This is a genomic window from Nocardioides oleivorans (assembly GCF_004137255.1).
Lineage (GTDB): Bacteria > Actinomycetota > Actinomycetes > Propionibacteriales > Nocardioidaceae > Nocardioides > Nocardioides oleivorans.
This window is the reverse complement of sequence record NZ_SDWT01000001.1, coordinates 553,470-576,164: the sequence shown is the minus strand read 5'-3', so window position 1 is coordinate 576,164 and position 22,695 is coordinate 553,470. Positions and strand designations below refer to the sequence as shown.

23 protein-coding genes are annotated in these 22,695 nt (G+C 70.6%); 11 read left to right on the top strand and 12 right to left on the bottom strand.

The window, feature by feature from the left end; genetic code table 11:
* Window position 1: 1 nt before the first annotated feature.
* Entirely contained in the window at window positions 2-1,468 is a 1,467-nt protein-coding gene (locus EUA93_RS02775; protein WP_242497213.1) for an MFS transporter, read from the bottom strand.
* Window positions 1,469-1,589: 121 nt separating this feature from the next.
* On the opposite strand from EUA93_RS02775, the gene EUA93_RS02770 reads away from it, so the two are divergent.
* Window positions 1,590-2,384, top strand: a complete 795-nt coding sequence (locus EUA93_RS02770) for a DUF3027 domain-containing protein (RefSeq protein WP_165355034.1) — start codon at window positions 1,590-1,592, stop codon at window positions 2,382-2,384.
* Here the strand turns inward: EUA93_RS02770 and EUA93_RS02765 are convergent.
* Together EUA93_RS02765 and EUA93_RS02760 are read right to left on the bottom strand one after the other, a co-directional pair.
* Window positions 2,371-2,970, bottom strand: coding sequence for a class I SAM-dependent methyltransferase (locus EUA93_RS02765; RefSeq protein ID WP_207208589.1), 600 nt, complete (start codon window positions 2,968-2,970; stop codon window positions 2,371-2,373). The genes EUA93_RS02770 and EUA93_RS02765 overlap by 14 nt on opposite strands.
* The gene (locus EUA93_RS02760) at window positions 2,967-3,275 is read right to left on the bottom strand and encodes a DUF2530 domain-containing protein (RefSeq protein ID WP_242497212.1); all 309 of its coding nucleotides are present in this window, start codon (window positions 3,273-3,275) and stop codon (window positions 2,967-2,969) included. Before EUA93_RS02760 ends, EUA93_RS02765 begins: the two co-directional genes overlap by 4 nt.
* Before the next feature lie 61 nt (window positions 3,276-3,336).
* On the opposite strand from EUA93_RS02760, the gene EUA93_RS02755 reads away from it, so the two are divergent.
* The 10 genes from EUA93_RS02755 (at window position 3,337) to EUA93_RS02710 (ending at window position 13,437) form a co-directional block, all read left to right on the top strand.
* A complete protein-coding gene (locus EUA93_RS02755) occupies window positions 3,337-4,809 on the top strand; it encodes an NCS2 family permease (RefSeq protein ID WP_242497211.1) in 1,473 nt (490 codons plus the stop codon).
* A gap of 159 nt (window positions 4,810-4,968) precedes the next feature.
* Window positions 4,969-5,412 (top strand): MarR family winged helix-turn-helix transcriptional regulator, encoded by a 444-nt coding sequence (locus tag EUA93_RS02750; protein ID WP_242497210.1) that lies wholly within the window; start codon window positions 4,969-4,971, stop codon window positions 5,410-5,412.
* An 88-nt stretch (window positions 5,413-5,500) separates the two neighbouring features.
* The gene (locus EUA93_RS02745) at window positions 5,501-6,760 is read left to right on the top strand and encodes an MFS transporter (RefSeq protein ID WP_129398527.1); all 1,260 of its coding nucleotides are present in this window, start codon (window positions 5,501-5,503) and stop codon (window positions 6,758-6,760) included.
* Window positions 6,761-6,951: 191 nt separating this feature from the next.
* Entirely contained in the window at window positions 6,952-7,323 is a 372-nt protein-coding gene (rpsL, locus tag EUA93_RS02740) for a 30S ribosomal protein S12 (RefSeq protein WP_056599611.1), read from the top strand.
* Entirely contained in the window at window positions 7,323-7,793 is a 471-nt protein-coding gene (gene rpsG / locus EUA93_RS02735) for a 30S ribosomal protein S7 (protein ID WP_129398525.1), read from the top strand. Before rpsL ends, rpsG begins: the two co-directional genes overlap by 1 nt.
* A 74-nt stretch (window positions 7,794-7,867) precedes the next feature.
* Window positions 7,868-9,982, top strand: a complete 2,115-nt coding sequence (fusA, locus tag EUA93_RS02730) for an elongation factor G (protein WP_129398524.1) — start codon at window positions 7,868-7,870, stop codon at window positions 9,980-9,982.
* Window positions 9,983-10,057: 75 nt separating this feature from the next.
* On the top strand, window positions 10,058-11,251 hold the full coding sequence (tuf, locus tag EUA93_RS02725; protein WP_129398522.1) for an elongation factor Tu: 1,194 nt from the start codon (window positions 10,058-10,060) through the stop codon (window positions 11,249-11,251).
* Window positions 11,252-11,366: 115 nt separating this feature from the next.
* Window positions 11,367-11,738, top strand: a complete 372-nt coding sequence (locus EUA93_RS02720) for a VOC family protein (RefSeq protein ID WP_129398520.1) — start codon at window positions 11,367-11,369, stop codon at window positions 11,736-11,738.
* A 50-nt stretch (window positions 11,739-11,788) separates the two neighbouring features.
* Complete coding sequence (locus EUA93_RS02715; protein ID WP_129398518.1) at window positions 11,789-12,856, top strand: alpha/beta hydrolase; 1,068 nt, start codon at window positions 11,789-11,791, stop codon at window positions 12,854-12,856.
* Window positions 12,857-12,861: 5 nt separating this feature from the next.
* Complete coding sequence (locus EUA93_RS02710) at window positions 12,862-13,437, top strand: mismatch-specific DNA-glycosylase (RefSeq protein ID WP_129398516.1); 576 nt, start codon at window positions 12,862-12,864, stop codon at window positions 13,435-13,437.
* Here EUA93_RS02710 and EUA93_RS02705 read toward each other — a convergent pair whose 3' ends face one another.
* The 9 genes from EUA93_RS02705 to EUA93_RS02665 are packed head-to-tail and all read right to left on the bottom strand — an operon-like array spanning window position 13,438 to window position 22,695.
* Window positions 13,438-13,881 (bottom strand): VOC family protein, encoded by a 444-nt coding sequence (locus EUA93_RS02705; protein ID WP_129398514.1) that lies wholly within the window; start codon window positions 13,879-13,881, stop codon window positions 13,438-13,440.
* Between the two features lie 9 nt (window positions 13,882-13,890).
* Window positions 13,891-14,343, bottom strand: coding sequence for a helix-turn-helix domain-containing protein (locus EUA93_RS02700; RefSeq protein WP_129398512.1), 453 nt, complete (start codon window positions 14,341-14,343; stop codon window positions 13,891-13,893).
* Window positions 14,340-15,704 (bottom strand): aspartate aminotransferase family protein, encoded by a 1,365-nt coding sequence (locus EUA93_RS02695; RefSeq protein WP_129398511.1) that lies wholly within the window; start codon window positions 15,702-15,704, stop codon window positions 14,340-14,342. Before EUA93_RS02695 ends, EUA93_RS02700 begins: the two co-directional genes overlap by 4 nt.
* A gap of 2 nt (window positions 15,705-15,706) precedes the next feature.
* The gene (locus tag EUA93_RS02690; RefSeq protein ID WP_129398509.1) at window positions 15,707-17,164 is read right to left on the bottom strand and encodes an NAD-dependent succinate-semialdehyde dehydrogenase; all 1,458 of its coding nucleotides are present in this window, start codon (window positions 17,162-17,164) and stop codon (window positions 15,707-15,709) included.
* Window positions 17,161-18,516, bottom strand: coding sequence for a 4-aminobutyrate--2-oxoglutarate transaminase (gabT, locus tag EUA93_RS02685; protein ID WP_129398507.1), 1,356 nt, complete (start codon window positions 18,514-18,516; stop codon window positions 17,161-17,163). The genes EUA93_RS02690 and gabT overlap by 4 nt, the downstream gene beginning before the upstream one ends.
* The gene (locus tag EUA93_RS02680; RefSeq protein ID WP_242497209.1) at window positions 18,513-19,793 is read right to left on the bottom strand and encodes a saccharopine dehydrogenase family protein; all 1,281 of its coding nucleotides are present in this window, start codon (window positions 19,791-19,793) and stop codon (window positions 18,513-18,515) included. Before EUA93_RS02680 ends, gabT begins: the two co-directional genes overlap by 4 nt.
* 8 nt (window positions 19,794-19,801) lie before the next feature.
* Window positions 19,802-20,677, bottom strand: a complete 876-nt coding sequence (locus EUA93_RS02675) for an ABC transporter permease (protein WP_129398505.1) — start codon at window positions 20,675-20,677, stop codon at window positions 19,802-19,804.
* 10 nt (window positions 20,678-20,687) lie between these two features.
* Window positions 20,688-21,599, bottom strand: a complete 912-nt coding sequence (locus tag EUA93_RS02670) for an ABC transporter permease (RefSeq protein ID WP_129398503.1) — start codon at window positions 21,597-21,599, stop codon at window positions 20,688-20,690.
* Window position 21,600: 1 nt separating this feature from the next.
* Entirely contained in the window at window positions 21,601-22,695 is a 1,095-nt protein-coding gene (locus EUA93_RS02665) for an ABC transporter ATP-binding protein (RefSeq protein WP_129398501.1), read from the bottom strand.

Sequence of the window (22,695 nt, the reverse complement as noted above, 5' to 3'; positions counted from 1 at the left end):
GTCAGGACCGGGCGGGCGCCTGCGCGGACCGCGCCGGTCGGCTGACCAGCACGAACGTGGCCCACAGCCCGAGCACGCCGGCCGCGATGCCCAGGCCGAGCTGCGGCATCAGCGGCATCGCGATGCCGATGAACCCGCCGATCACCCAGGCGAGCTGGAGCGTGGTGTCGGAGCGGGCGAACGCGCTCGCCTGGATCCGGCTCGGGATGTCGCGCTGGATGGTGGAGTCGAGCGACAGCTTGGCCAGTGACTGCGCGAGACCGGCCGTCAGGCCGAGCAGCACCAGCGGGACGAGCCCGTAGAAGAGGGCGGCGACCGTCGCGACAGCGGCGTCGGCCAGCAGTGCGAGCACCACCGTGACCGCGGGGTTGAGCTTGCGCAGCAGCGACCCGATCGTGATCCCGAGGGTGTTGCCCAGGCCGGCCGCGCCGATGACGAGGCCGAGCAGGACCTCGGGGCGCCAGTCGCCGATCGGGTTCTCGCGCAGCAGGAACGCCATGAACATCGTGAGGAAGCCCGAGAGCCAGCGCGGCCCGCAGTTGGCCCGCAGCGCGAACGCGACGGCCGCGGGGATCCGGGTGCGCGACCGCTTGCCGGTGGTCGTCGGCTCGACCTCCTCGCCGCCGAGCACCAGGTCGCCCTCGCCGTGGCTGGCGTCGACCTGCTCGGGCAGCCGGATCGCCCAGATGGTGGCGATCACGAAGATCACGAACGCATAGCGCAGCGACCACTCGGGGCCGAAGGTCGAGGCGAGGACCGCGAGCGGGGCGGAGACGCCCGCGCCGACGACGCCCGCGAGCGAGACGCGGGCGTTGGCCTTCACCAGGGTCAGGTCGGGGGGCACCAGCCGCGGCACGGCGGCGGCACGGGTGACGCCGTAGGCCTTGGAGGCGACGAGCACCCCGAGCGCGGCGGGGAACAGCCAGTAGGACTCGGTGGCCACCGCCGTGGCGAGCACCCAGCACAGGAAGCCGCGGATCGCCATCGTCGAGCCGACCGCCCACCGGCGGCCGTGGCTGAACTTGTCGAGGAAGGGGCCGATCAGCGGCGCGACGATCGCGAAGGGCAGCATCGTGATGCCCAGGAAGAGCGCGACCTGGCCGCGTGCCTCGCCGGTCGGGACCTGGAAGAACAGCGTGCCCGCGAGCGAGATCGCCACGGCCGCGTCACCGGCGGCGTTGAAGGCGTGCAGCTCGATCAGCCGGGAGAGCCCGGAGTCGCCCGCGCCCTCGGCGCGGGCGGCGCGTCGGGCCTGCCGCACGGCGTACTGGCCGGCCGTCCCGGCTCCGTGGCCGACCGCTCGGGCGCCCCGCCCCGTCGCGCGGACACCGCGTGCGGCGCCCGACAGCGAACGGCGTACGGCACCGCTGGGATGTGCCGACATCGGCTCGGTCGGCTGCCCCGCGTCGTGCTCCTGCTCGTGACCCGGGTCCTGCCCCGGCACGGGGTGGGGGCGCTCGGAGGTCACGGCACCATCTTGGCGTACGCACCCGACAGGACGGGTCAGGACGTCCACCGAGACGTGCACCGGGACGTCCGGACGGGACGTCGAGGGGACAGGACGACCAGGCGTTTGCGAGGATGCACTCGTGATCGCTCTCCCCACCCGTGCCGGAAAGCCGGACTCGGCCCTCGCCAAGGCCGTCGACCTGGCGCGCCAGGTCGTCCTCGAGGTCGCCGAGCCCGAAGAGCTGGGTGACCACCTCGGTGCCCGCGCCGAGGGTGAGCGCGTCGTGACGCACCAGTTCGCCTGCGTGCGCCCGGGCTACCCCGGGTGGTTCTGGTCGGTGACCCTCACCCGCGCCAAGCGCGGCAAGGAGCTCACCGTCAACGAGGTCGTGCTGCTGCCCGGCGACGAGGCGATCGTGGCGCCGGCCTGGGTGCCCTACAAGGAGCGGATCCAGCCCGGAGACCTCTCGCCCGGCGACCTGCTCCCGGTCGAGGACGAGGACGCGCGCCTCGTGCCGACCTACCTCGTCGGCGACGACCCGCTCGACACGCCGCTCGACGGCGACGCGAAGGCGCAGGTGCGCCGCGTGGCCGAGGACCTCGGGCTCGGTCGGGTGCGCACGCTCAGCCGCGAGGGCCTGGACATGGCGGCGGAGCGCTGGCACGCCGGCACCGGCGGCCCCGACGCGCCGCTGGCGAAGAGCGCGCCCGACCACTGCTTCTCGTGCGGGTTCCTCGTGCGGCTCAACGGCTCGCTCTCGATGAGCTTCGGCGTGTGCGCCAACGGCAACGCCAACGACGACGGCCGGGTCGTCACGCTCGACCACGGCTGCGGCGCCCACTCCGAGGTCAAGCTGGCTCGCAAGCAGCAGCCGCTGCCGATGCCCGAGCACGTCTTCGACACCCTGACCGACGACGGCTTCAGGCCCGCGTGAGCACCCAGACGGCGTAGTCGTCGTTCGGCTCGTGCAGCTCGTAGCTGCCGAACCGGTGCACCACCCGCAGGCCGGCCGACGCCACGTCGGCGACGAACTCGTCGGCCGGGTAGGTCCGGCTGCCGGTCTTGACCGCGGTCAGGTGGAAGCCGACGACGGCGCGACCACCGGGGGCGAGCAGGTCGCGGACCCGCTCCAGCACGGCCACCTCGGTGTCCTCGCCGAGGTAGATCATCACGTTGCCGACCACGACCACGAGGTCGAACGCACCGACCTCGGCCGGGTCGAGGGCGAGGGCCTCGTGGGGGAGCACGGCGAGGTCGGCGTACGTCGACTCCGACTGCGCACGCAGGTCCGGGTCGGGCTCGGTGGCGACCACCTCGTGGCCGCGCGCCTGCAGGGAGGCGGCGACGCGCCCCATGCCGGAGCCGATGTCGAGGATCCGTGCGCCGCGCGCGGCGAGCGCGTCGACGAACCGCGCCTCCCCGTCCACGTCCGCACCCCGGGCCACCTGTTCGGCGAAGTGCTGGCCGTAGCCCCGGTTGCCCTGGCCCGTGAGCTCCCAGCGGGTCCTGGGCAGGCTCACCGGTGCGCTCCGCCGGCACCGCGCTGCGCCGCGCGCTCCTTGCGACGACGGCGGCAGTACTCCAGGCCGCACAGGCCGAGGCCGAAGCCCGCCAGGCAGGTCCACAGCCACCAGGTGCGTCCGTTGTCCTGGAGCGTGCTCCAGAAGGGGAGCAGGCCGAGGAAGCCGAGCAGCCACAGGGCCGTGCCGACCTCGGTGGTGCGCACGCCGTCGACGTCGAGCGGCTCGACCTGCGCGACGATGTAGGTGCGGTTGCCGATCTCGTGCTGCGTCGGCTGCTCGTCGCCCAGGTCCACGATCGTCACGCTACACGCGCGTCACGGGGCGAAACACGGCCGTAGCAAGGTTCTGCCACACTGCGGTTCCGTGAGTGACACCAAGACTGCACCGACAGCCGGCCTCGACGGATTCTTCAAGATCAGCGAGCGGGGCTCGACCGTCGGTCGCGAGCTCCGCGGTGGCCTGGTCACCTTCCTCACGATGGCCTACATCATCGTGCTGAACCCGCTGATCCTCGGCTTCGTGCCCGACTCGACGGGTGCCTTCCTCGGTGGCGGCGCGGAGCCCGGCAGCGGCATCCCGGCGATCGCGGCCGGTACGGCGCTGGTGGCGGGCGTGCTGACCATCCTGATGGGCGGCTACGCCAACTTCCCGCTCGCCCTGGCGACCGGCCTGGGCCTCAACGCCTTCGTGGCGAACTCGATCGCGCGCCAGTCGACCTGGGGCGCGGCGATGGGCCTGGTGGTCCTCGAGGGCATCCTGATCCTCGTCCTGGTGCTCACCGGGTTCCGCAAGGCGGTCTTCCACGCGGTGCCGCAGCAGCTCAAGGTGGCCATCTCGGTCGGCATCGGCCTCTTCATCGCGCTCATCGGCTTCGTCGACGCGCGAGTGGTGACCCGCATCCCCGACGCGTTCCAGACCACCGTCCCGGTGCAGCTCGGCGGCGACGGCCACCTCGGCGGCTGGCCCGTGCTGGTCTTCGTGCTCGGCCTCGCGCTCGTGATCGCCCTCTGGGTGCGCCAGGTGCGCGGCGCGATCCTCATCTCGATCGTGGTCACGACCGTGGTCGCCGTCGTCGTCGAGGCCGTCGGCGACATCGGCGCCTCGTCGGCGGAGAACCCGAAGGGCTGGTCGCTCAGCGTGCCGACCCTCAGCGGTGACGTCGTGGGGCTGCCGCACTTCGACACCCTCGGCGACTTCAGCCTCTTCGGTGCGTTCGGCAGCGCCGGGACCGGCACGCTCGCCGCCCTGCTCCTGGTCTTCTCGCTCCTGCTCGCCGACTTCTTCGACACCATGGGCACGATGACGGCCATCGGCGCCGAGGCCGGGCTCAACGACGAGGAGGGCATCCCGCCCCACGCCCAGAAGATCCTGGTCGTCGACTCCGTCGCTGCCATCGCGGGCGGCGCGGCCGGCGTCTCGTCCAACACGTCCTACATCGAGAGCGCCTCCGGCGTCGGCGAGGGTGCCCGCACCGGCCTCGCGTCGGTCGCGACCGGCGTGCTGTTCCTGCTCGCGACCTTCTTCACGCCGCTCGTCGCCGCGATCCCCTCCGAGGCGGCCGTCCCGGCCCTCGTGCTGGTCGGCTTCCTGATGATGCAGCAGGTCACCGAGATCGACTGGCGCGACCTCGAGGTGGCGATCCCGGCCTTCCTCACCGTCGTGCTGATGCCCTTCACCTACTCGATCTCCGTCGGCATCGGCGCCGGCTTCGTCGCCTACGTCTTCATCAAGGCCGTCGTCGGCAAGGCTCGCGAGGTGCACCCCCTGATGTGGGTCGTCGCCGCCCTCTTCGTCGTCTACTTCGCCTACACGCCGATCAGCGGCTGGCTGTCCTGACCCACGCCCCTCAGTGATCCCCGGATGACCGGGGATCACTGAACTTGTCAGGCGTTGCAACCGCCGACATGTTCAGGAATCCCCGGCCGACCGGGGATCACTCCAGCGACCCGACGGTCGCCGGAATAGTTAGCACAGGTAATGAGTTACGCTAACGACATGCCGACCGCCGACCTTCGCACCGACGCCGGGCTCGCCTCCGAGCTCCGGGGTGGTGTGATGCGCCTGCGCCGCCGCCTGATGAGCGAGCGCCACCCCGACAACGACCTCAGCATCAGCCAGATGGTCGTCCTCGGGCTGCTCGTCCGCCTCGGCGACCAGACCGTCGGTGACCTCGCCCGTGCCGAGCGCGTGCAGCCGCCGTCGATGACCCGGACGGTCAACTGCCTGGAGCAGGACGGCTTCGTCGTACGCCGTCCGCACGAGACCGACGGCCGCCAGGTCGTCGTGAGCCTGACCGACGCGGGTCGTGCCGCGGTCCTCGCCGACCGTGAGCGCCGCGACGCCTGGCTCGCGCGCCGGCTCGACGCCCTCACCGACGCCGAGCGCGAGACGTTGCGCGAGGCCGCGCCGATCCTGGCCCGCCTGGCCGTCACCGACTGACGCCCGGCCTGCTCACCACGTCATCCCTGACCGCACCACCTGACCGCTGACCACCTGAGGAGTCACCACGAGTCCCACCTTCCGCTCCCTGGCCAACCCGAACTACCGCCGCTACGCCGCCGGCGGTGTCGTGTCGAACACCGGCACCTGGATGCAGCGCGTGGCCCAGGACTGGCTCGTCCTCGAGCTCGCCGCCGGCTCCGGCGCGACCGCCCTCGGCATCACGACCGGCCTGCAGTTCCTGCCGTTCCTGCTGCTGACGCCCTTCGCCGGGCTGATCGCCGACCGGGTGCCCAAGCACCGGCTCCTCCAGCTGACCAACATCGGCATGGCGGCGCCGGCGGCCGTCCTCGGCGTCCTGGCCGTCACCGGCCTCGCCCAGGTCTGGCACGTCTACGTCCTGGCGCTCATCCTCGGAGCAGCCTCGGCCTTCGACGCACCCGCGCGCCAGTCGTTCGTCAGCGAGCTCGTCGACCCCGTCGACCTCACCAACGCGGTGGGCCTCAACTCGGCGAGCTTCAACGCCGCCCGCCTGGTCGGCCCCGGACTCGCCGGTCTGCTGATCGCGGCGTTCGGCGGGGGAGCGGTCGCCACCGGCTGGGTCATCCTGCTCAACGCGGTGTCGTACGCCGCTCCGATCTGGTCGCTGCGCCACCTCGACGTCAGCCGGATCGACGCCGCCCGGCCCGCCGGCCGCGGACCCGGCGCGATCCGCGAGGGACTGGCCTACGTGCGGGCCCGACCCGACCTGCTGTTGGTGCTGAGCCTGGTGTTCTTCGCGGGCACGTTCGGGCTCAACTTCCAGATCACCTCCGCGCTGATGGCGACCGAGGTCTTCGACAAGGGCCCCGAGGAGTTCGGGCTGCTGGGCAGCGTCCTGGCGATCGGGTCCCTGACCGGCGCGCTCCTCGCCGCGCGACGCACGCAGGTGCGTCACCGTCTGGTCGTGGGCGCCGCGCTCGCGTTCGGCGCCTCGGTCGTGGTCGCCGGGCTGATGCCCTCCTACCTCACCTTCGCGCTCTGGGCGCCGGTCACCGGGTTCCTCGCCCTGACCATGATCACCGCGGCCAACACCTACATGCAGCTGCACACCGACGCGGGCGTCCGCGGCCGGGTGATGGCGCTCTACCTCATGATCTTCATGGGCGGCACGCCGCTCGGTGCGCCCATCATCGGCTGGATCGGGCACGAGTACGGCGCTCGCTGGACGCTGCTCGGTGGTGGCTGCCTGACGATCGCCGGGGTTGCCCTGTCTGCGATCATGTACCTGAGGCTCGAGAGGGCGCGTCACCAGCGGTCCTCCGAGGCCGGCGAACCGGCCGTGGAGACCGCTTCCGCGGCGTTTTGACCCTGTCGAAGCGCCCGAGTAGCCTCATTCCTTGTGTCTGGTCCGTCCAGACGCATGCCCACTGCTCGCCGAGTCGCGGCCCTCGAGGCCGCACCGACCTGCTGGCACCAGGCACATCGCAACATCGCTCCACACCCGAGTCCGGCACCGCGCCGGTCCGTGATGAGAAGACAGAGAGAGGGAACCACCCGGTGCCCACCATCAACCAGCTGGTCCGCAAGGGCCGCCAGGACAAGGTGTCGAAGTCCAAGACGCCTGCCCTGAAGGGATCCCCGCAGCGCCGTGGCGTCTGCACCCGCGTCTACACGACCACCCCGAAGAAGCCGAACTCCGCCCTCCGCAAGGTCGCCCGCGTGCGCCTGAGCAGTGGCGTCGAGGTCACCGCCTACATCCCGGGTGTCGGTCACAACCTGCAGGAGCACTCGATCGTGCTCGTGCGCGGCGGCCGTGTGAAGGACCTTCCCGGTGTCCGCTACAAGATCATCCGCGGCACGCTCGACACCCAGGGTGTCAAGAACCGCAAGCAGGCCCGCAGCCGCTACGGCGCGAAGAAGGAGAAGTAATGCCTCGCAAGGGTCCCGCCCCGAAGCGGCCTCTCGTCTCCGACCCGGTCTACGGCTCGCAGCTGGTCACCCAGCTCGTCAGCAAGGTCCTGCAGGACGGCAAGAAGGCCGTCGCCCAGCGCATCGTCTACAGCGCCCTCGAGGGTTGCCGCGAGAAGACCGGCACCGACCCCGTCGTCACGCTCAAGCGCGCGATGGACAACGTCAAGCCGGCCCTCGAGGTCAAGTCCCGCCGCGTCGGCGGTGCGACCTACCAGGTCCCCGTCGAGGTCAAGGCCAACCGCTCCACCACGCTGGCGCTGCGCTGGCTCGTGGGCTACGCCCAGGACCGTCGCGAGAAGACCATGGCCGAGCGCCTGATGAACGAGATCCTCGACGCGAGCAACGGCCTCGGTGCCGCTGTGAAGAAGCGCGAGGACACCCACAAGATGGCCGAGTCCAACAAGGCCTTCGCCCACTACCGCTGGTGATCGGTGCGGGGCTCCGCTGACGGAGCCCCGCACCCACCAACCCCACCAACTCTTACGAGGGACTGAGACTTTCAGTGGCTGTCGACATCACCACCGACCTCAAGCAGGTCCGCAACATCGGCATCATGGCGCACATCGATGCCGGCAAGACCACCACCACCGAGCGCATCCTCTTCTACACCGGCATCACCTACAAGATCGGTGAGGTCCACGAGGGCGCGGCCACGATGGACTGGATGGAGCAGGAGCAGGAGCGCGGCATCACCATCACGTCCGCTGCGACGACCTGCTGGTGGAAGAAGCACCAGATCAACATCATCGACACGCCCGGCCACGTCGACTTCACCGTCGAGGTCGAGCGCTCGCTGCGCGTCCTCGACGGCGCCGTCGCCGTCTTCGACGGTGTCGCCGGTGTCGAGCCGCAGTCGCAGACCGTGTGGCGCCAGGCGAACAAGTACGCCGTCCCGCGCATGTGCTTCATCAACAAGCTCGACCGCACGGGCGCCGACTTCTACAAGTGCGTCGACTCCATCGTCGAGCGCCTGCACGCCACCCCGCTGGTCCTGCAGCTCCCGATCGGTGCCGAGTCCGACTTCATCGGCGTCGTCGACCTGGTCGAGATGCACGCCAAGGTGTGGCGCGGCGAGACCGAGATGGGTGAGGACTACACCATCGAGGAGATCCCCGCCGACCTCGCCGACAAGGCCGCGGAGTACCGCGAGAAGCTCGTGGAGACCCTGGCCGAGGCCGACGACGACATCATGGAGGTCTACCTCGAGGACGGCGACACGTTCGACGTCGCGACCCTCAAGGCCGCCATCCGTCGCGCGACCCTCGCCGACAAGCTCAACCCGATCCTCACCGGCACCGCGTTCAAGAACAAGGGCGTCCAGCCCCTGCTCGACGCCGTCGTCGACTACCTCCCCTCGCCGCTCGACGTCGACGCGATCGTGGGCCACAAGCCCAACGACGAGGACGTCGAGATCCTGCGCAAGCCGAGCGACGACGAGCCCTTCTCGGGCCTCGCGTTCAAGATCGCCTCGGACCCGCACCTCGGCAAGCTGATCTACGTCCGGGTCTACTCCGGCAAGCTCGAGGCCGGCTCGACCGTGGTCAACTCGGTCAACGGCCGCAAGGAGCGGATCGGCAAGGTCTACCAGATGCACGCCAACAAGCGTGAGGAGATCGCGTCGGTCGGTGCCGGCCAGATCGTGGCCGTCATGGGTCTCAAGGACACCAAGACCGGTCACACCCTGTCCGACCCCACCCAGCAGGTCGTCCTCGAGTCGATGACGTTCCCGGCCCCGGTGATCGAGGTCGCGATCGAGCCCAAGACCAAGGGTGACCAGGAGAAGCTCGGCACCGCGATCCAGCGGCTCACCGAGGAGGACCCGACCTTCACCGTCAAGACCGACGAGGAGACCGGCCAGACCATCATCGCCGGCATGGGCGAGCTCCACCTCGAGGTCTTCGTCGACCGGATGAAGCGCGAGTTCAAGGTCGAGGCCACCGTCGGCAAGCCGCAGGTCGCCTACCGCGAGACCATCCGCCGCAAGGTGGAGAACTACTCCTACACCCACAAGAAGCAGACCGGTGGTTCGGGTCAGTTCGCCAAGATCGTCATCTCGATCGAGCCGAACATCGACCCCGAGACCGGCACGGGCGCGGGCTACGAGTTCGTCAACGCCGTCAGCGGTGGTCGCGTGCCGAAGGAGTACATCCCCTCGGTCGACCAGGGTGCCCAGGAGGCGCTGCAGTTCGGCATCAAGGCCGGCTTCCCGATGGTGGACGTCAAGGTCACCCTCGAGGACGGCGCCTACCACGACGTCGACTCCTCGGAGCTCGCGTTCAAGATCGCTGGCATCCAGGCCTTCAAGGAGGCCGCTGCCAAGGCCCAGGCCGTGCTGCTCGAGCCGATGTTCGCCGTCGAGGTGACCACGCCGGAGAGCTTCCTCGGCACCGTCATCGGCGACATCAACTCGCGCCGCGGCCAGATCCAGGCACAGGAGGAGCGTCACGGCGACCTGGTCGTCAGCGCCCTCGTGCCGCTGTCAGAGATGTTCGGGTACGTTGGCGACCTGAGGTCCAAGACCTCCGGTCAGGCGTCGTACTCGATGGAGTTCGACTCGTACGCCGAGGTTCCCACGAACATCGCCGACGAGATCGTGAAGAAGGTCCGCGGCGAGTGATCGCCGCCGGATCCTCGGCACCCAGCTACACCCCACACCCACGAGTCAAGTAACAACCAATCAGGAGGAGCCCCAGTGGCTAAGGCGAAGTTCGAGCGGACCAAGCCGCACGTCAACATCGGCACCATCGGTCACATCGACCACGGCAAGACGACGCTGACCGCGGCGATCACCAAGGTGCTGCACGACAAGTACCCGAACCTCAACGAGGCTTCGGCGTTCGACCAGATCGACAAGGCTCCCGAGGAGCGCCAGCGCGGCATCACGATCTCGATCGCGCACGTCGAGTACCAGACCGAGGCGCGCCACTACGCGCACGTCGACTGCCCCGGTCACGCCGACTACATCAAGAACATGATCACCGGCGCGGCGCAGATGGACGGCGCGATCCTCGTGGTCGCCGCCACCGACGGCCCCATGCCGCAGACGCGTGAGCACGTGCTGCTCGCCCGCCAGGTCGGCGTGCCCGCCCTGGTCGTGGCGCTCAACAAGTGCGACATGGTCGACGACGAGGAGCTCATCGAGCTCGTCGAGATGGAGGTGCGCGAGCTCCTCTCCGAGTACGAGTTCCCGGGCGACGACATCCCCGTCGTGCGCGTTGCCGCCTTCCCGGCCCTCCAGGGCGACGAGAAGTGGGGCGAGTCGATCATCGAGCTCATGACGGCGGTGGACGAGTCCATCCCGACGCCCGAGCGCGAGACCGACAAGCCGTTCCTCATGCCCGTCGAGGACGTCTTCACGATCACCGGTCGTGGCACCGTCATCACCGGTCGCATCGAGCGCGGCATCGTCAAGGTCAACGAGGAGGTCGAGATCATCGGCATCCGCGAGACCGCCCAGAAGTCGACCGTCACCGGTGTCGAGATGTTCCGCAAGCTGCTCGACGAGGGCCAGGCGGGCGAGAACGTCGGTCTGCTCCTCCGTGGCACCAAGCGCGAGGACATCGAGCGCGGCATGGTCGTCATCAAGCCGGGCACCACGACGCCTCACACGAACTTCGAGGCCTCGGTCTACATCCTCTCGAAGGACGAGGGCGGCCGTCACACGCCGTTCTTCAACAACTACCGCCCGCAGTTCTACTTCCGTACGACTGACGTGACCGGTGTCGTGACCCTTCCCGAGGGCACCGAGATGGTCATGCCGGGTGACAACACCGAGATGTCGGTCGAGCTCATCCAGCCCATCGCGATGGACGAGGGCCTGCGCTTCGCCATCCGCGAGGGTGGCCGCACCGTCGGCGCCGGCCGCGTCGTCAAGATCACCAAGTGATCACCGCCGGTCGCTGACCGGCACCCAGCGCCACACCGAGACCCCGTCTCCCGCGAGGGAGGCGGGGTCTCGTGCTGCTCGACCCGTGTCGGCGGGCGCGGGTACGGTCGCCGGCATGACCCTGAGCATCGGCATGATCACGATCGACACCCCGGCGGCCATGCCGCTCGCGACCTGGTGGGCGGAGCGGTTCGGCGCCGAGGTGGTGCAGGACTTCGGCGGCGAGTTCGTCATTCTCGGTGGGGGTGGCCTGCCGGCACTGCTGGGCTTCCAGCAGGTCGAGGACGCCACCCCGGGAAAGAACCGGATCCACCTCGACCTCGCGGCGGCCGACCTCGACGGCGCGGTCGACGAGCTCGTCGCGGCAGGTGCCGCACTCGTGGAGCGGCGTGGCGACGAGAACTTCCGCTGGGTGACCCTCACCGACCCCGACGGCAACCTGTTCTGCGTCTCCGGACAGCACGACGCGGAGCAGGCTCTCACCTGAGGGAGAGCCTCCTCGTGGGCGGTGCGGGCCGGGTGGCAGGATCACGGCCCATGGATGCCAAGGCTGTCGAGTCCGCCGTCGCCCGCGCCGTGGTCAAGGTCTTCGGGCGGGCGCCCGACCGCGTGCAGAGCCTCGTCGGCGGGCGGCGGGTCAACCGGGCCGGCGCCGTGCTCGAGCCCGAGGTGGCGGCGGCCCTGCGCCTGCTCGACGCGCTGCCCGAGAGCGACTACACCCAGCTGACGGCGGAGGCGGCGAGACGCCGCGTCGACGAGGAGGCTGCGCTGTTCGGCGGTCGTCCGCTGCCGATGGCGCTCGTCGAGGACGTCGAGATCCCGACCTTCGCCGGCCCGATCACCGGCCGCCGCTACCTCGCCCACCGCGACGACGCCGACCGCCTGCTCGTCTACTTCCACGGAGGCGGCTTCGTGGTCGGCTCGCTCGACAGCCACGACACGGTCTGCCGCTTCCTGGCCGAGCACGCCGGGGTGTCGGTGCTCGCGGTCGACTACCGCCTCGCCCCCGAGCACCCGTTCCCGGCAGCGCTCGACGACGCCCGGGCGGCGTTCATGTTCGCCGCGTCGAAGGCCGCCGCGTGGGGCCACGACGCGCACCGGATCGGGGTGGGCGGTGACAGCGCGGGCGGCAACGTCTCGGCAGTGCTGTGCCAGGACCTCGCGAAGGCCCAGGTGCACCCGGCGTTCCAGCTGCTCCTCTACCCGGTCACCGACACCAGCCGGCAGAGCGCGTCCTACCGTGAGTTCGCCGACGGCTTCTACCTCACCGAGAAGCAGATGGACTGGTACACCGAGCGCTACCTCGGCGACGCCGACCGCACCGATCCGCGCGTCTCGCCGCTGCTGGCCGAGGACCTGACCGGGCTGCCGCCGGCCTACGTCGCGACCGCCGGCTTCGACCCGTTGCGCGACGAGGGCGAGGCCTACGCCCGCCGCCTCGCGGAGGCCGGCGTACCCGTCGCGCTGCGCCGCCACGACAGCCTCATCCACGCCTTCGTCAGCACGACCGGTGTCGGGCGCTCCGGTCGGGAGGCCGTGCTCGAGGCGTGCGGGGCGATCCGGATGGGGCTGGGAGCCGGCCTGCGGCGCCACGCCCCGCGCTGACGGCGATGGGGTTCACCAGGGCCGAGCTCGAGTCCTTCCGCGACACCGAGGTGCCCGACCTGCTCCCGCCGCCGGGCCGGCCCCTGCGGCTGCTCTTCGTGGGCATCAACCCCGGTCTGTGGACGGCTGCGACCCAGACCCACTTCGCGCACCCCGGCAACCGGTTCTACCCGGCGCTGCTGCGGGCCGGGATCCTCACCGCGCCGATCGACCCGGCGGCGGGGATGAGCGACACGGACCGCGAGACGCTGCGCGACCGGGGGATCGGCATCACCAACGTCGTCGCGCGGGCCACCGCCCGGGCCGACGAGCTCACCCGCGACGAGCTCCGCGCAGGCGGTGCCCTCCTGGAGGAGCTGGTGGCCCGGCGCAGCCCGCGCGTGGTGGCGGTCGCCGGCATCACGGCCTACCGCACCGCCTTCGGAGACCGGGCCGCGAAGGTCGGCGAGCAGCCCGAGCCGTGGGGCAGCTCGAGCGTCTTCGTGGTGCCCAACCCGTCGGGCCTCAACGCCCACGAGACCGTCGACAGCCTCGCGACGGCGTACGCCGCAGCGGCGCGCGCAGCGGGCGTGATCGGCTAGTCAGCCGAGGTCGACGCCCTCGAAGTCCTCCGGGGTGAACTCGCGCCTCTCCACGAGCACCATCCAGTTGCCGGAGTTGTCGCGCATCAGCGCCTCGACGCCGTAGGGCCGCTCCTCGGGCTCCTGGAGGAACTCCACTCCCTTGGCCTTGAGCTCCTCGTAGGTCGCGCGGCAGTCGTCGACGTCCATCCCGACGCCCGGCAGGCCGCCCTCGTCCTGCGCGCGGCGCATCGCCTCGATCAGGTAGTCGGGCAGGGGACCGCTCGGCGTCGTCAGGTGGAGGTGGATCTCGGGCTGCTTCGGGTGGAAGACGGTGCACCAGCGGAAGTCGGGACCGAGCTGGAGGTCGTCGCCGACCTCGAAGCCGAGGACGTCGGTGTAGAAGGCGAGGGACTCGTCGATGTCCTTCACCCAGACGGACACGAGGGAGAGGTTGGTGATCATGCGACGAGCCTAGGAACGACCGGCGTCGTCCTGCTTCTCCTGTGTTGCTCTGCCGCGCTCGACCAGCCCGGCCATGAAGACGTAGCAGCCTGGGATGCGCGGGTTGCCGGCGACGGCGTACCTCCGCTGGAAGTCGCTCGGGCTCTCCCCGACGATCTCGCGGAACCTCGAGCTGAACGACCCGAGGCTGCTGTAACCGACGGCGTGGCAGACCTCGGTCACCGTCAGGTTGGCCCCCCGCAGCAGGTCCTGGGCGCGCTCGACCCGTCGCGCGGCGAGGTACGCTGCCGGCGTCGTGCGGTACGTCGTCGCGAACGACCGCGCGAAGTGGAACCGGCTCATCCCGGCGAGCCCCGCGAGGTGGTCGAGGTCGAACGGCTCGTCGAAGTGCCGGTCGAGGTGGTCGCGCGCCCGGCGCAGGTGGACGAGCACGTCGCCCGGCACCCGCCGCTGACCGGTCATCCGAGCAGCGCCTCCACGGCGCCGCGGAACGCCGACGTGTGCGCGTCGACGTCGGCGCGGGTGTGGAAGGGCGAGAAGAGCGACATGTTGTGGAACGGCGCGAGCAGCACGCCGCGGTTGACCGTCCAGAGGTGGAAGAACGCGTCGAGCTCCTCGTCGACGGCGGCCGCGGCCTCGGCGCCACCACGCGGGGGAGGGCAGAACCAGTACTCCGCGCGGCAGCCGAGCCGCTGCACGTGCCACGGGAGCCCGTGCTCGTCGATGACGCCCCGGATGCCGTCGGTGAACGACTCGGCGAGCGGGATCGCGACGTCGAAGTCCTCCTGCCGCAGGGCGGTCGACAGGGTCGCGCGGACCGCGGCCATCGCGAGCGCGGAGCCCGAGAGCGTGCCGCCCACTCCCGCCACGTCGATGTCGTGCCCGAGCATCGGTCCCTCGAGCCGGGCCGCCACCTCGGCGCTCATGCCGTAGGCGGCGACCGGGATGCCGCCGCCGATCGGCTTGCCGATGACCACGAGGTCGGGCTCGAGGTCCCACGCCGCCGTGGCACCCCCGGGGCCGGCGCAGATGGTGTGGGTCTCGTCGTTGACGAGCAGCACGCCGTGCCTGCGGGTGATCTCGCGTACACCTGCGAGGTAGCCGTCGTCGGGCAGCACGATGCCGATGTTGGTCAGTGCCGGCTCCATGAGCAGGCAGGCGACGTCACCCTCCGCCAGGCGGGCGTCGAGCGCGTCGAGGTCGTTGAAGGGGACGACGGCCGTCGTGACCGACACGTCGACCTGGGGACCGAGCGCACCCGGACGGGGCACGACGCGGTCGCCGGCCCGGCCGTGCTCGAGCACGCCGAGGGTCTCGTCGACGGTGCCGTGGTAGCACCAGTCCATGACCGCGATGCGAGGCCGGCCGGTCAGGTGGCGGGCGAAGCGGAGCACGAACCGGTTGGCGTCGGTCGCGGTCATCGCCATCTGCCAGCGGGGCAGCCCGAACCGGCGGCTGAGCTCGGCGGCGACCCACGCGGCGTCGGTCGAGGGCAGCATCGTCGTGATGCCGCGCTCGGTCCGCTCGCGCACGGCGTCGGCCACCGCGGGGAGGCAGTGCCCGGTCATCGAACCGGTGTCGCCGAGGCAGAGGTCGACGTAGGCGATCCCGTCGACGTCGGTGAACCGGCCACCCCCGGCCGACTCGACGAAGAGCGGGAACGACCCCGGCCACCGGGTCATCCACGGCATCGGGACGCCGGCGAGCAGGTGCTCGCCGGCCTCCGCCGCGAGCCTCGCCGAGGTCGGGTGCAGGTCGATGAAGCGCTGCTCCTCGTCCGCATGCAGGGTGGCGAGGCGCGCCCGGTCGATCGCGGTGCCCATCCTCAGAGTGCGCTGCCGACGTACTTGGTCTCGAGGTACTCCTCGATCCCCTCGAAGCCGCCCTCGCGCCCGAAGCCGGAGTGCTTCACCCCGCCGAAGGGCGCGGCCGGGTTGGAGACGATGCCGGTGTTGAGCCCGACCATGCCGAACTCCAGGGCCTCGCTGACCCGCAGGACCCGGGCGTGGGTCTTCGAGAAGACGTAGGCGACCAGGCCGTACTCGGTGTCGTTCGCGCTGGCGATCGCCTCCTCCTCGCTGTCGAAGGTCGTGATCGGCGCGACGGGACCGAAGATCTCCTCGCGGAGCACGCGCGCGGTGGCGGGTACGTCGACCAGGACCGTGGGCGGGTAGAAGTGACCGGGCCCCTCGGGGATCGCCCCGCCGACGACGGCCTGGGCGCCGGCCGAGACGGCGTCCTCGACGAGCTCGTGCACCCCAGTGCGGGCCTTCTCCGTGATGAGCGGACCGACCTCGACGCCCTCCTGGGTGCCGTCGCCGACCTTCATCGCCCCCATCCGCGCCGCGAGCTTCTCGGCGAACTCCTCGGCGACGGCCGAGTGGACGAGGAAGCGGTTGGCCGAGGTGCAGGCCTCGCCGATGTTGCGCATCTTCGCGAGCATCGCCCCGTCGACGGCGGCGTCGAGGTCGGCGTCGCCGAAGACGATGAACGGTGCGTTGCCGCCGAGCTCCATCGACACCCGCAGCAGCTGGTCGGCCGCCTGCGCGACGAGCTTCTTGCCCACGGCCGTCGACCCGGTGAAGGTCAGCTTGCGCAGCCGCGAGTCCTTGATGATCGGCTCGCAGACGCCGCCCGAGTCGGTCGTGGTGACCACGTTGAGCACGCCCTTCGGCAGGCCCACCTCCTCGAGCAGGGCGGCGAGCGCCAGCATGGTGAGCGGGGTCTCCGCGGCCGGCTTGACCACCATCGTGCAGCCGGCGGCGATCGCCGGGCCGATCTTGCGCGTGCCCATCGCGAGCGGGAAGTTCCACGGCGTGATCATCAGCGTCGGGCCCACCGGCCCCTTCATCGTGATCAGGCGGGTGTTGCCGGCGGGCGCCTCGGCGTAGCGCCCGTGGATGCGCACCGCCTCCTCGGAGAACCAGCGGAAGAACTCGGCGCCGTAGGCGACCTCGCCCTTCGCCTCCGGGAGGGCCTTGCCCATCTCGAGCGTCATCAGCCGGGCGAAGTCGTCGGCCCGCTCGGTGAGGAGCTCGAAGGCGCTGCGCAGGATCTCGCCCCGCTTGCGGGGCTCGGTCGCGCGCCACTCGGCCTGCGCACCGGCGGCCGCGGCGAGCGCGCGCTCGCCGTCGGCGGGCGTGGCGTCGGCGATGCTCGCGAGCACCTCGTCGTTGGCCGGGTTGGTGACCTCGAAGGTGGCGCCGCCGGTGGCATCGACCCACTCGCCGCCGATGAGGAGCCGGGTGGGGACGGACGTGATCACGGAGTCGTTGCTCGTCATCCCTCCACCTTGCCACTGGCGGCGGCGTCGAAGGCAGCCTCGAAGACGTCGAGGCCCTCGACGAGCAGGTCGTCGCCGATGGCCAGCGGCGGCAGGAAGCGGAACACGTTGCCGAAGGTGCCGCAGGTGAGCGTCACCAGGCCCTCGGCCGAGCAGGCCCGGTGGACCGCACCGGCGAGCGCCGCGTCCGGCGTACGACCGGGGCCGTCGCTGACGAGCTCCACCGCCAGCATCGCGCCGCGGCCGCGGATGTCGCCCACGCGGTCGGGGTGCCGCTCGGCGAGCGCCCGCAGCCGGGGCAGGAAGATCGCCTCGATCTCGCGGGCGCGTGATGGGAGGTCGGAGGCCTCCATCGTCTCGATCGCGGCCAGCGCGGCCGCGCAGGCGACCGGGTTGCCGCCGTAGGTGCCGCCCAGGCCACCGACGTGGACGGAGTCCATCACCTCGGCGCGACCGGTGACGGCGGCCAGCGGGAGGCCGCCGGCCATGCCCTTGGCGGTGGTGACCAGGTCGGGCACGACACCCTCGTGGTCGCAGGCGAACCAGTCGCCGGTGCGCGCGAACCCGGTCTGGATCTCGTCGGCGATGAGCAGGATGTCGTGCTCGGCGCACCACTCGGAGACGCGCTTCAACCACCCCGGCGGCGGGACGATGAAGCCGCCCTCGCCCTGGATCGGCTCGATGAGCACGGCCGCGCAGTTGTCCTCGCCGACCTGGGCGTGGACGGTCGAGACGAAGGCCTCGAAGGCCTCGTCGGCGCACGCCTCCGCGCCACCGGGCCAGCGGTAGGGGTAGGCCATGGGGGAGCGGTAGATCTCGCCGGCGAAGGGCCCGAAGCCGTGCTTGTAGGGCATGTTCTTCGCGGTCAGCGCCATCGTGAGGTTCGTCCGGCCGTGGTAGGCGTGGTCGAAGACGACGATGGCGTCGCGGCCGGTGTGGTGGCGCGCGACCTTGACCGCGTTCTCCACCGCCTCGGCGCCGGAGTTGAAGAGCGCCGAGCGCTTCTCGTGCCCGCCCGGGGTGAGCTCGGCGAGCTTCTCGCAGACGGCGACGTACTCCTCGTAGGGCGTGACCATGAAGCAGGTGTGGGTGAAGTCGGCGACCTGCCGCTGCACCGCCTCGACCACTCGCGGCGAGGCGTTGCCGACCGTGGTGACCGCGATGCCCGAGCCGAAGTCGATGAGCTGGTTGCCGTCGACGTCGCGGAGGATGCCGCCGCCCGCCTGCTCGACGTAGACCGGCAGCGTCGTGCCGACGCCGGCGGAGACGCTCGCGACCTTGCGGGCCTGGAGGGCCTGCGACTTCGGGCCCGGGATCTCCGTGGCGAGGATGCGTTGCTGGGTGAGTGTCATCGTTCCTCCATGCCCCACGGGGATCCGTACCCCTCGGGCTTCGGTGCTGCGAGCAGGTCGAGGAACGGCTTGGGGGGCAGCGCCTCGGGGCCGAGCACGCCGGTGCCCGACCAGGTGCCGTCGGCCAGGAGCTCCAGCGCGACGACGGGGTTGATCGCGGTCTGCCACACGACGCACTGCGCGCCGTAGTCGCGCATCGAGTCGGCGTTGTCGACCACGTGGTAGAGGTACGTCGAGCGCGGGAGGCCGTCCTTGCCGGTGCCGGTGACGAACATCCCGGCGCAGGTCTTGCCCTCCATCCGGGGGCCGATCGTCGCGGGGTCCGGGAGGCAGGCCGCGACCACGTCGCGGGGCGACACCTGCACGCCCTTGACGCTGACCGGCTCGACCGAGTCGAGGCCGAGCGTGTGGAGCGTGCGGAGGATGGCGATCATCTCCTCGCCCAGGCCGTACTTGAACGTCACCCGGTCGGCCTCGACCCAGCGCGGCATGAGGAGGACCTCCTCGTGCTCGACGTGCACGCACTCGACCGGCCCGATGCCCTCGGGGAAGTCGAAGACCTCGGGCTCGGAGAAGGGTGGGAGCGTGAAGAAGCCGGCCTCGAGGTCGCCGCCGCCACGCGCGCGCTCCCACACGACGGGCGGGTTGAGGCACTCCTCGATGATCGTCCACATCGAGAAGCCGGGCGCGAAGACCTCGTTGCCGTCGTCGTCGCGGATGACCAGGTTGGCGCCGTCGCGGGTGCCGAGCTCGTCGATGTGGTCGAAGAGCTCGTCGGCGGCGTAGCGCGCGAAGACGTCGGAGAGGCCGGGCTCGACACCGATGCCGAGCAGGGCGAGCCGGCCGGCCCGCTCCCACTCGCCGGCGAGCGCGAACTGCTCGTCGCCGAGCTTCACGCCGACCTGGGAGTAGGGCTCCTCGGGGTGCCGCACCGACAGGCTCATCGCCATGTCGAGGTAGTGGGCGTCCGCGGCCAGCGCGCCGGTGAAGATCGGCATCACGAAGCGCGGGTCGACGGCGTTGAAGACGTGGGTGGCCCGCACCTCCCGCGCGAGCGCGGCGACGGCCTCGGCGTCGGAGGCGTCGACCCGGGCGGCACTGAACCGCTCCTCGCCCGGACGACGTCCGCGAGCCGCCTCGACGGTCCGCCCGGCCCGGTCGAGGTCGTAGTCGGCGACCACCCAGGCCTCGAAGAAGTCACGCTCGACGGCGATCCGGGCAGCGGCGTCGCCGACGCCACCCGCCCCGACCATCAGCACCCGCATGGGTTCCGGCACTTGCTCACTCACTCCTTGTACTTGGATGCCCGCAACGAGCCCACGACCTGCGCGCCGATGACGAGCAGGACCGCGAGCACGAACATCGAGAAGCCGATGACGTTGGCCTCGGCAGGGATGCCACGGCGCGACGCGACGTAGACGAACTTGGGGAACGTGGACTCGTTGCCGGAGACGAAGTTGGTGATGATGAAGTCGTCGAACGACAGCGAGAAGGCCAGCATCGCCGCACCCGCGATGCCCGGCAGGATCAGCGGGAAGGTCACCTTCCAGAAGGTCTGCATCGGGCTGGCGTAGAGGTCCTGCGCCGCCTCCTCGATCCGGGGGTCGAGGGACTGGATGCGCGCCTTGACCGTCACCACCACGAAGCTCAGGCAGAACATGATGTGCGCGAAGACGATCGTGCCGAAGCCCAGGCTGATGCCCACGTTGGCGAAGCCCTGCACGAAGATCGTCAGCAGGGCCGCGCCCATCACGATCTCCGGCGTGGCCATCGGCACGAAGATCAGCACGTTGCTGGCCGCCTTGCCGCGGAACTTGTAGCGCACCATGGCCAGCGCCATCATCGTGCCCATCACGGTGGCGATCGCCGTCGAGAGCGCACCCACCTGGAGCGAGGTCACCAGCGACTCGCACGCCCCGGACACGCGGCACGGGTCCTGCCAGTGCTTCCAGGTGAAGCCCTGCCACACGATGTTGGTCTTGCCGTGGTCGTTGAAGGAGAAGGCGAAGGTGTAGGCCACCGGCAGGAACAGGTAGAGCAGCACCAGGATCGCGGAGAGCATCGCGAAGTGGTTGGCCAGCCAGAGCTGTGCGCGCTTGGCTGCCGAGGGCTTGTACGCCGGTGATGCGGGCGTCGTGGGCGTCGTCGTGGGAGTCGTCATCGTGGCCACCTCACACCAGCTCCTCGGTGCCGAACCGGCGTACGTAGAGGAAGACCATCACCAGGATCGCGGCCATCAGCGTGAACGACAGCGCGGCCGCCACCGGGTAGCCGCCGGGGATGGCGAGGAACTGGTCGTTGATGACGTTGCCGACCATCTTCCCGCGCTGGGGGCCGAGCAGCTCCATGTTCACGAAGTCACCCGCGGACGGGATGAAGGTCAGCAGCGTGCCCGCGAGCACGCCGGGCATCGACATCGGCAGGGTCACGGTCCGGAAGGTCGTGAAGCCGTTGGCGTAGAGGTCGCCGCCGGCCTCGATGATCCGCGGGTCGGCCCGCTCGAGCGAGGCGTAGATCGGCAGCACCATGAAGGGCAGGAAGTTGTAGGTCAGGCCCGCGACCACGGCGAGCGGGGTGTTGATGATGTGCCCGCTCGGCAGCAGGTGCAGGAGGTTCAGCGTCTGCGCGACCCAGCCCTCGTCGGCCAGGATCTGCGACCACGCGAAGGTGCGCAGGATGAACGAGGTGAAGAACGGCGCGACGACGCAGATCATCATCAGGTTGCGCCACTTGCCGGCCTTGAACGCCATCGCGTAGGCCAGCGGGTAGGCGACGGCGAACGCGAGGAACGTCGCGAGGCCGGCGTACACGAACGACCGCGCGAAGTGCGGGGCGTAGTCGGTCAGCGCACTGACGTAGTTCTCGAAGTTCAGGTCGCGGTAGTAGTAGCCCGGGAAGCCGGGGAAGCGGCTCTGCAGGCTCACCGACGCCAGCTGCACCAGCGGCAGGATGAAGAAGACGCCGAGCCAGAGCACGCCCGGCAGCAGCAGGAGGTACGCCGTCGGGCTGCGCCTGGCCGTCTCGGGCGCGGGCGCCGCCGGATCGACCGCGGGGTCGCCCGCCACCTGGGCGAGGGCGCTCATGTCAGTCCACCTCCACGCCGAAGGCGTGGGCGGGGTTCCAGGTCAGCCAGACCTCGTCGCCGGGTCGGAGGTCGACGGGGTCGACGTCGAGGTTCTGCTCGTAGCAGCTCCACGTCGTGCCGCTCGGCATGTCGACGAGGTAGCTCGTCGCCACCCCGAGGAACGACACGTCGCGCACGACGCCCTTGACGTCGTTTCCGACGCCGTCGGGCTGCTTGCGCGAGACGGTCACCTTCTCGGGACGTACGCCGAACATGAGCTCGCCGTCCTGCACCTGCGAGCGGGACCTGAGGACCTGCACCTTGGTGCCGAGGACGTCGGCCACCAGGCGGTCGCCGTCGGTGCCCTCGATGGTGCCGACACCGGTGTTGGCCTGGCCGAGGAAGTTGGCGACGAAGCGGGTGCGGGGGAGGTCGTATAGCTGGGCCGGGGCGCCGAGCTGCTCGATGTGGCCCTTGTTCATCACCGCGACCGTGTCGGCCATGGTCATGGCCTCCTCCTGGTCGTGGGTGACGTGGATGAAGGTGAGCCCGACCTCGGTCTGGATCCGCTTGAGCTCCACCTGCATCTCGCGGCGCAGCTTGAGGTCGAGGGCACCGAGCGGCTCGTCGAGGAGCAGGACCTCGGGGTGGTTGACCAGTGCCCGCGCCAGCGCCACGCGCTGCTGCTGGCCACCGGAGAGCTGGGCGGGCTTGCGCCCGGCGAACTGCGTCATCTGGACCAGCTCGAGCGCGTCGTCCGCCCGCTTGGCCGCGTCGGGCTCCTTGCGGCGCTTCGGGCCGAACGCGACGTTGTCGCGGATGGTCAGGTGCGGGAAGAGGGCGTAGGACTGGAAGACGGTGTTGACGGGCCGCTCGTAGGGGCGCGAGCCGGTGAGGTCGGTGTCGCCGATCTGGACCCGCCCGGCGGTCGGCTGCTCCAGCCCGGCGATCATCCGCAGGGTGGTCGTCTTGCCGCAGCCGGAGGGGCCGAGCAGGGCGAAGAAGGATCCTCGGGGGACCAGCAGGTCGATGTCGTCGACGGCGGTGAAGTCGCCGAACGACTTGGTCACGCTCTCCAGCTTGAGGTCGCCGCGCGCCTCGCGGAATCCGGCCAT

Bases quoted from the DNA above. Each gene is read 5' to 3' on its own strand.
- EUA93_RS02750 (WP_242497210.1), top strand. From the start codon at position 4,969: ATGCCGACCGCCGACCTTCGCACCGACGCCGGGCTCGCCTCCGAGCTC.
- rpsG (WP_129398525.1), top strand. From the start codon at position 7,323: ATGCCTCGCAAGGGTCCCGCCCCGAAGCGGCCTCTCGTCTCCGACCCG.
- EUA93_RS02720 (WP_129398520.1), top strand. From the start codon at position 11,367: ATGACCCTGAGCATCGGCATGATCACGATCGACACCCCGGCGGCCATG.
- EUA93_RS02715 (WP_129398518.1), top strand. From the start codon at position 11,789: ATGGATGCCAAGGCTGTCGAGTCCGCCGTCGCCCGCGCCGTGGTCAAG.
- EUA93_RS02710 (WP_129398516.1), top strand. From the start codon at position 12,862: ATGGGGTTCACCAGGGCCGAGCTCGAGTCCTTCCGCGACACCGAGGTG.
- EUA93_RS02705 (WP_129398514.1), bottom strand. From the start codon at position 13,881: ATGATCACCAACCTCTCCCTCGTGTCCGTCTGGGTGAAGGACATCGAC.
- EUA93_RS02700 (WP_129398512.1), bottom strand. From the start codon at position 14,343: ATGACCGGTCAGCGGCGGGTGCCGGGCGACGTGCTCGTCCACCTGCGC.
- EUA93_RS02695 (WP_129398511.1), bottom strand. From the start codon at position 15,704: ATGGGCACCGCGATCGACCGGGCGCGCCTCGCCACCCTGCATGCGGAC.
- EUA93_RS02690 (WP_129398509.1), bottom strand. From the start codon at position 17,164: ATGACGAGCAACGACTCCGTGATCACGTCCGTCCCCACCCGGCTCCTC.
- gabT (WP_129398507.1), bottom strand. From the start codon at position 18,516: ATGACACTCACCCAGCAACGCATCCTCGCCACGGAGATCCCGGGCCCG.
- EUA93_RS02675 (WP_129398505.1), bottom strand. From the start codon at position 20,677: ATGACGACTCCCACGACGACGCCCACGACGCCCGCATCACCGGCGTAC.
- EUA93_RS02670 (WP_129398503.1), bottom strand. From the start codon at position 21,599: ATGAGCGCCCTCGCCCAGGTGGCGGGCGACCCCGCGGTCGATCCGGCG.
- EUA93_RS02665 (WP_129398501.1), bottom strand. From the start codon at position 22,695: ATGGCCGGATTCCGCGAGGCGCGCGGCGACCTCAAGCTGGAGAGCGTG.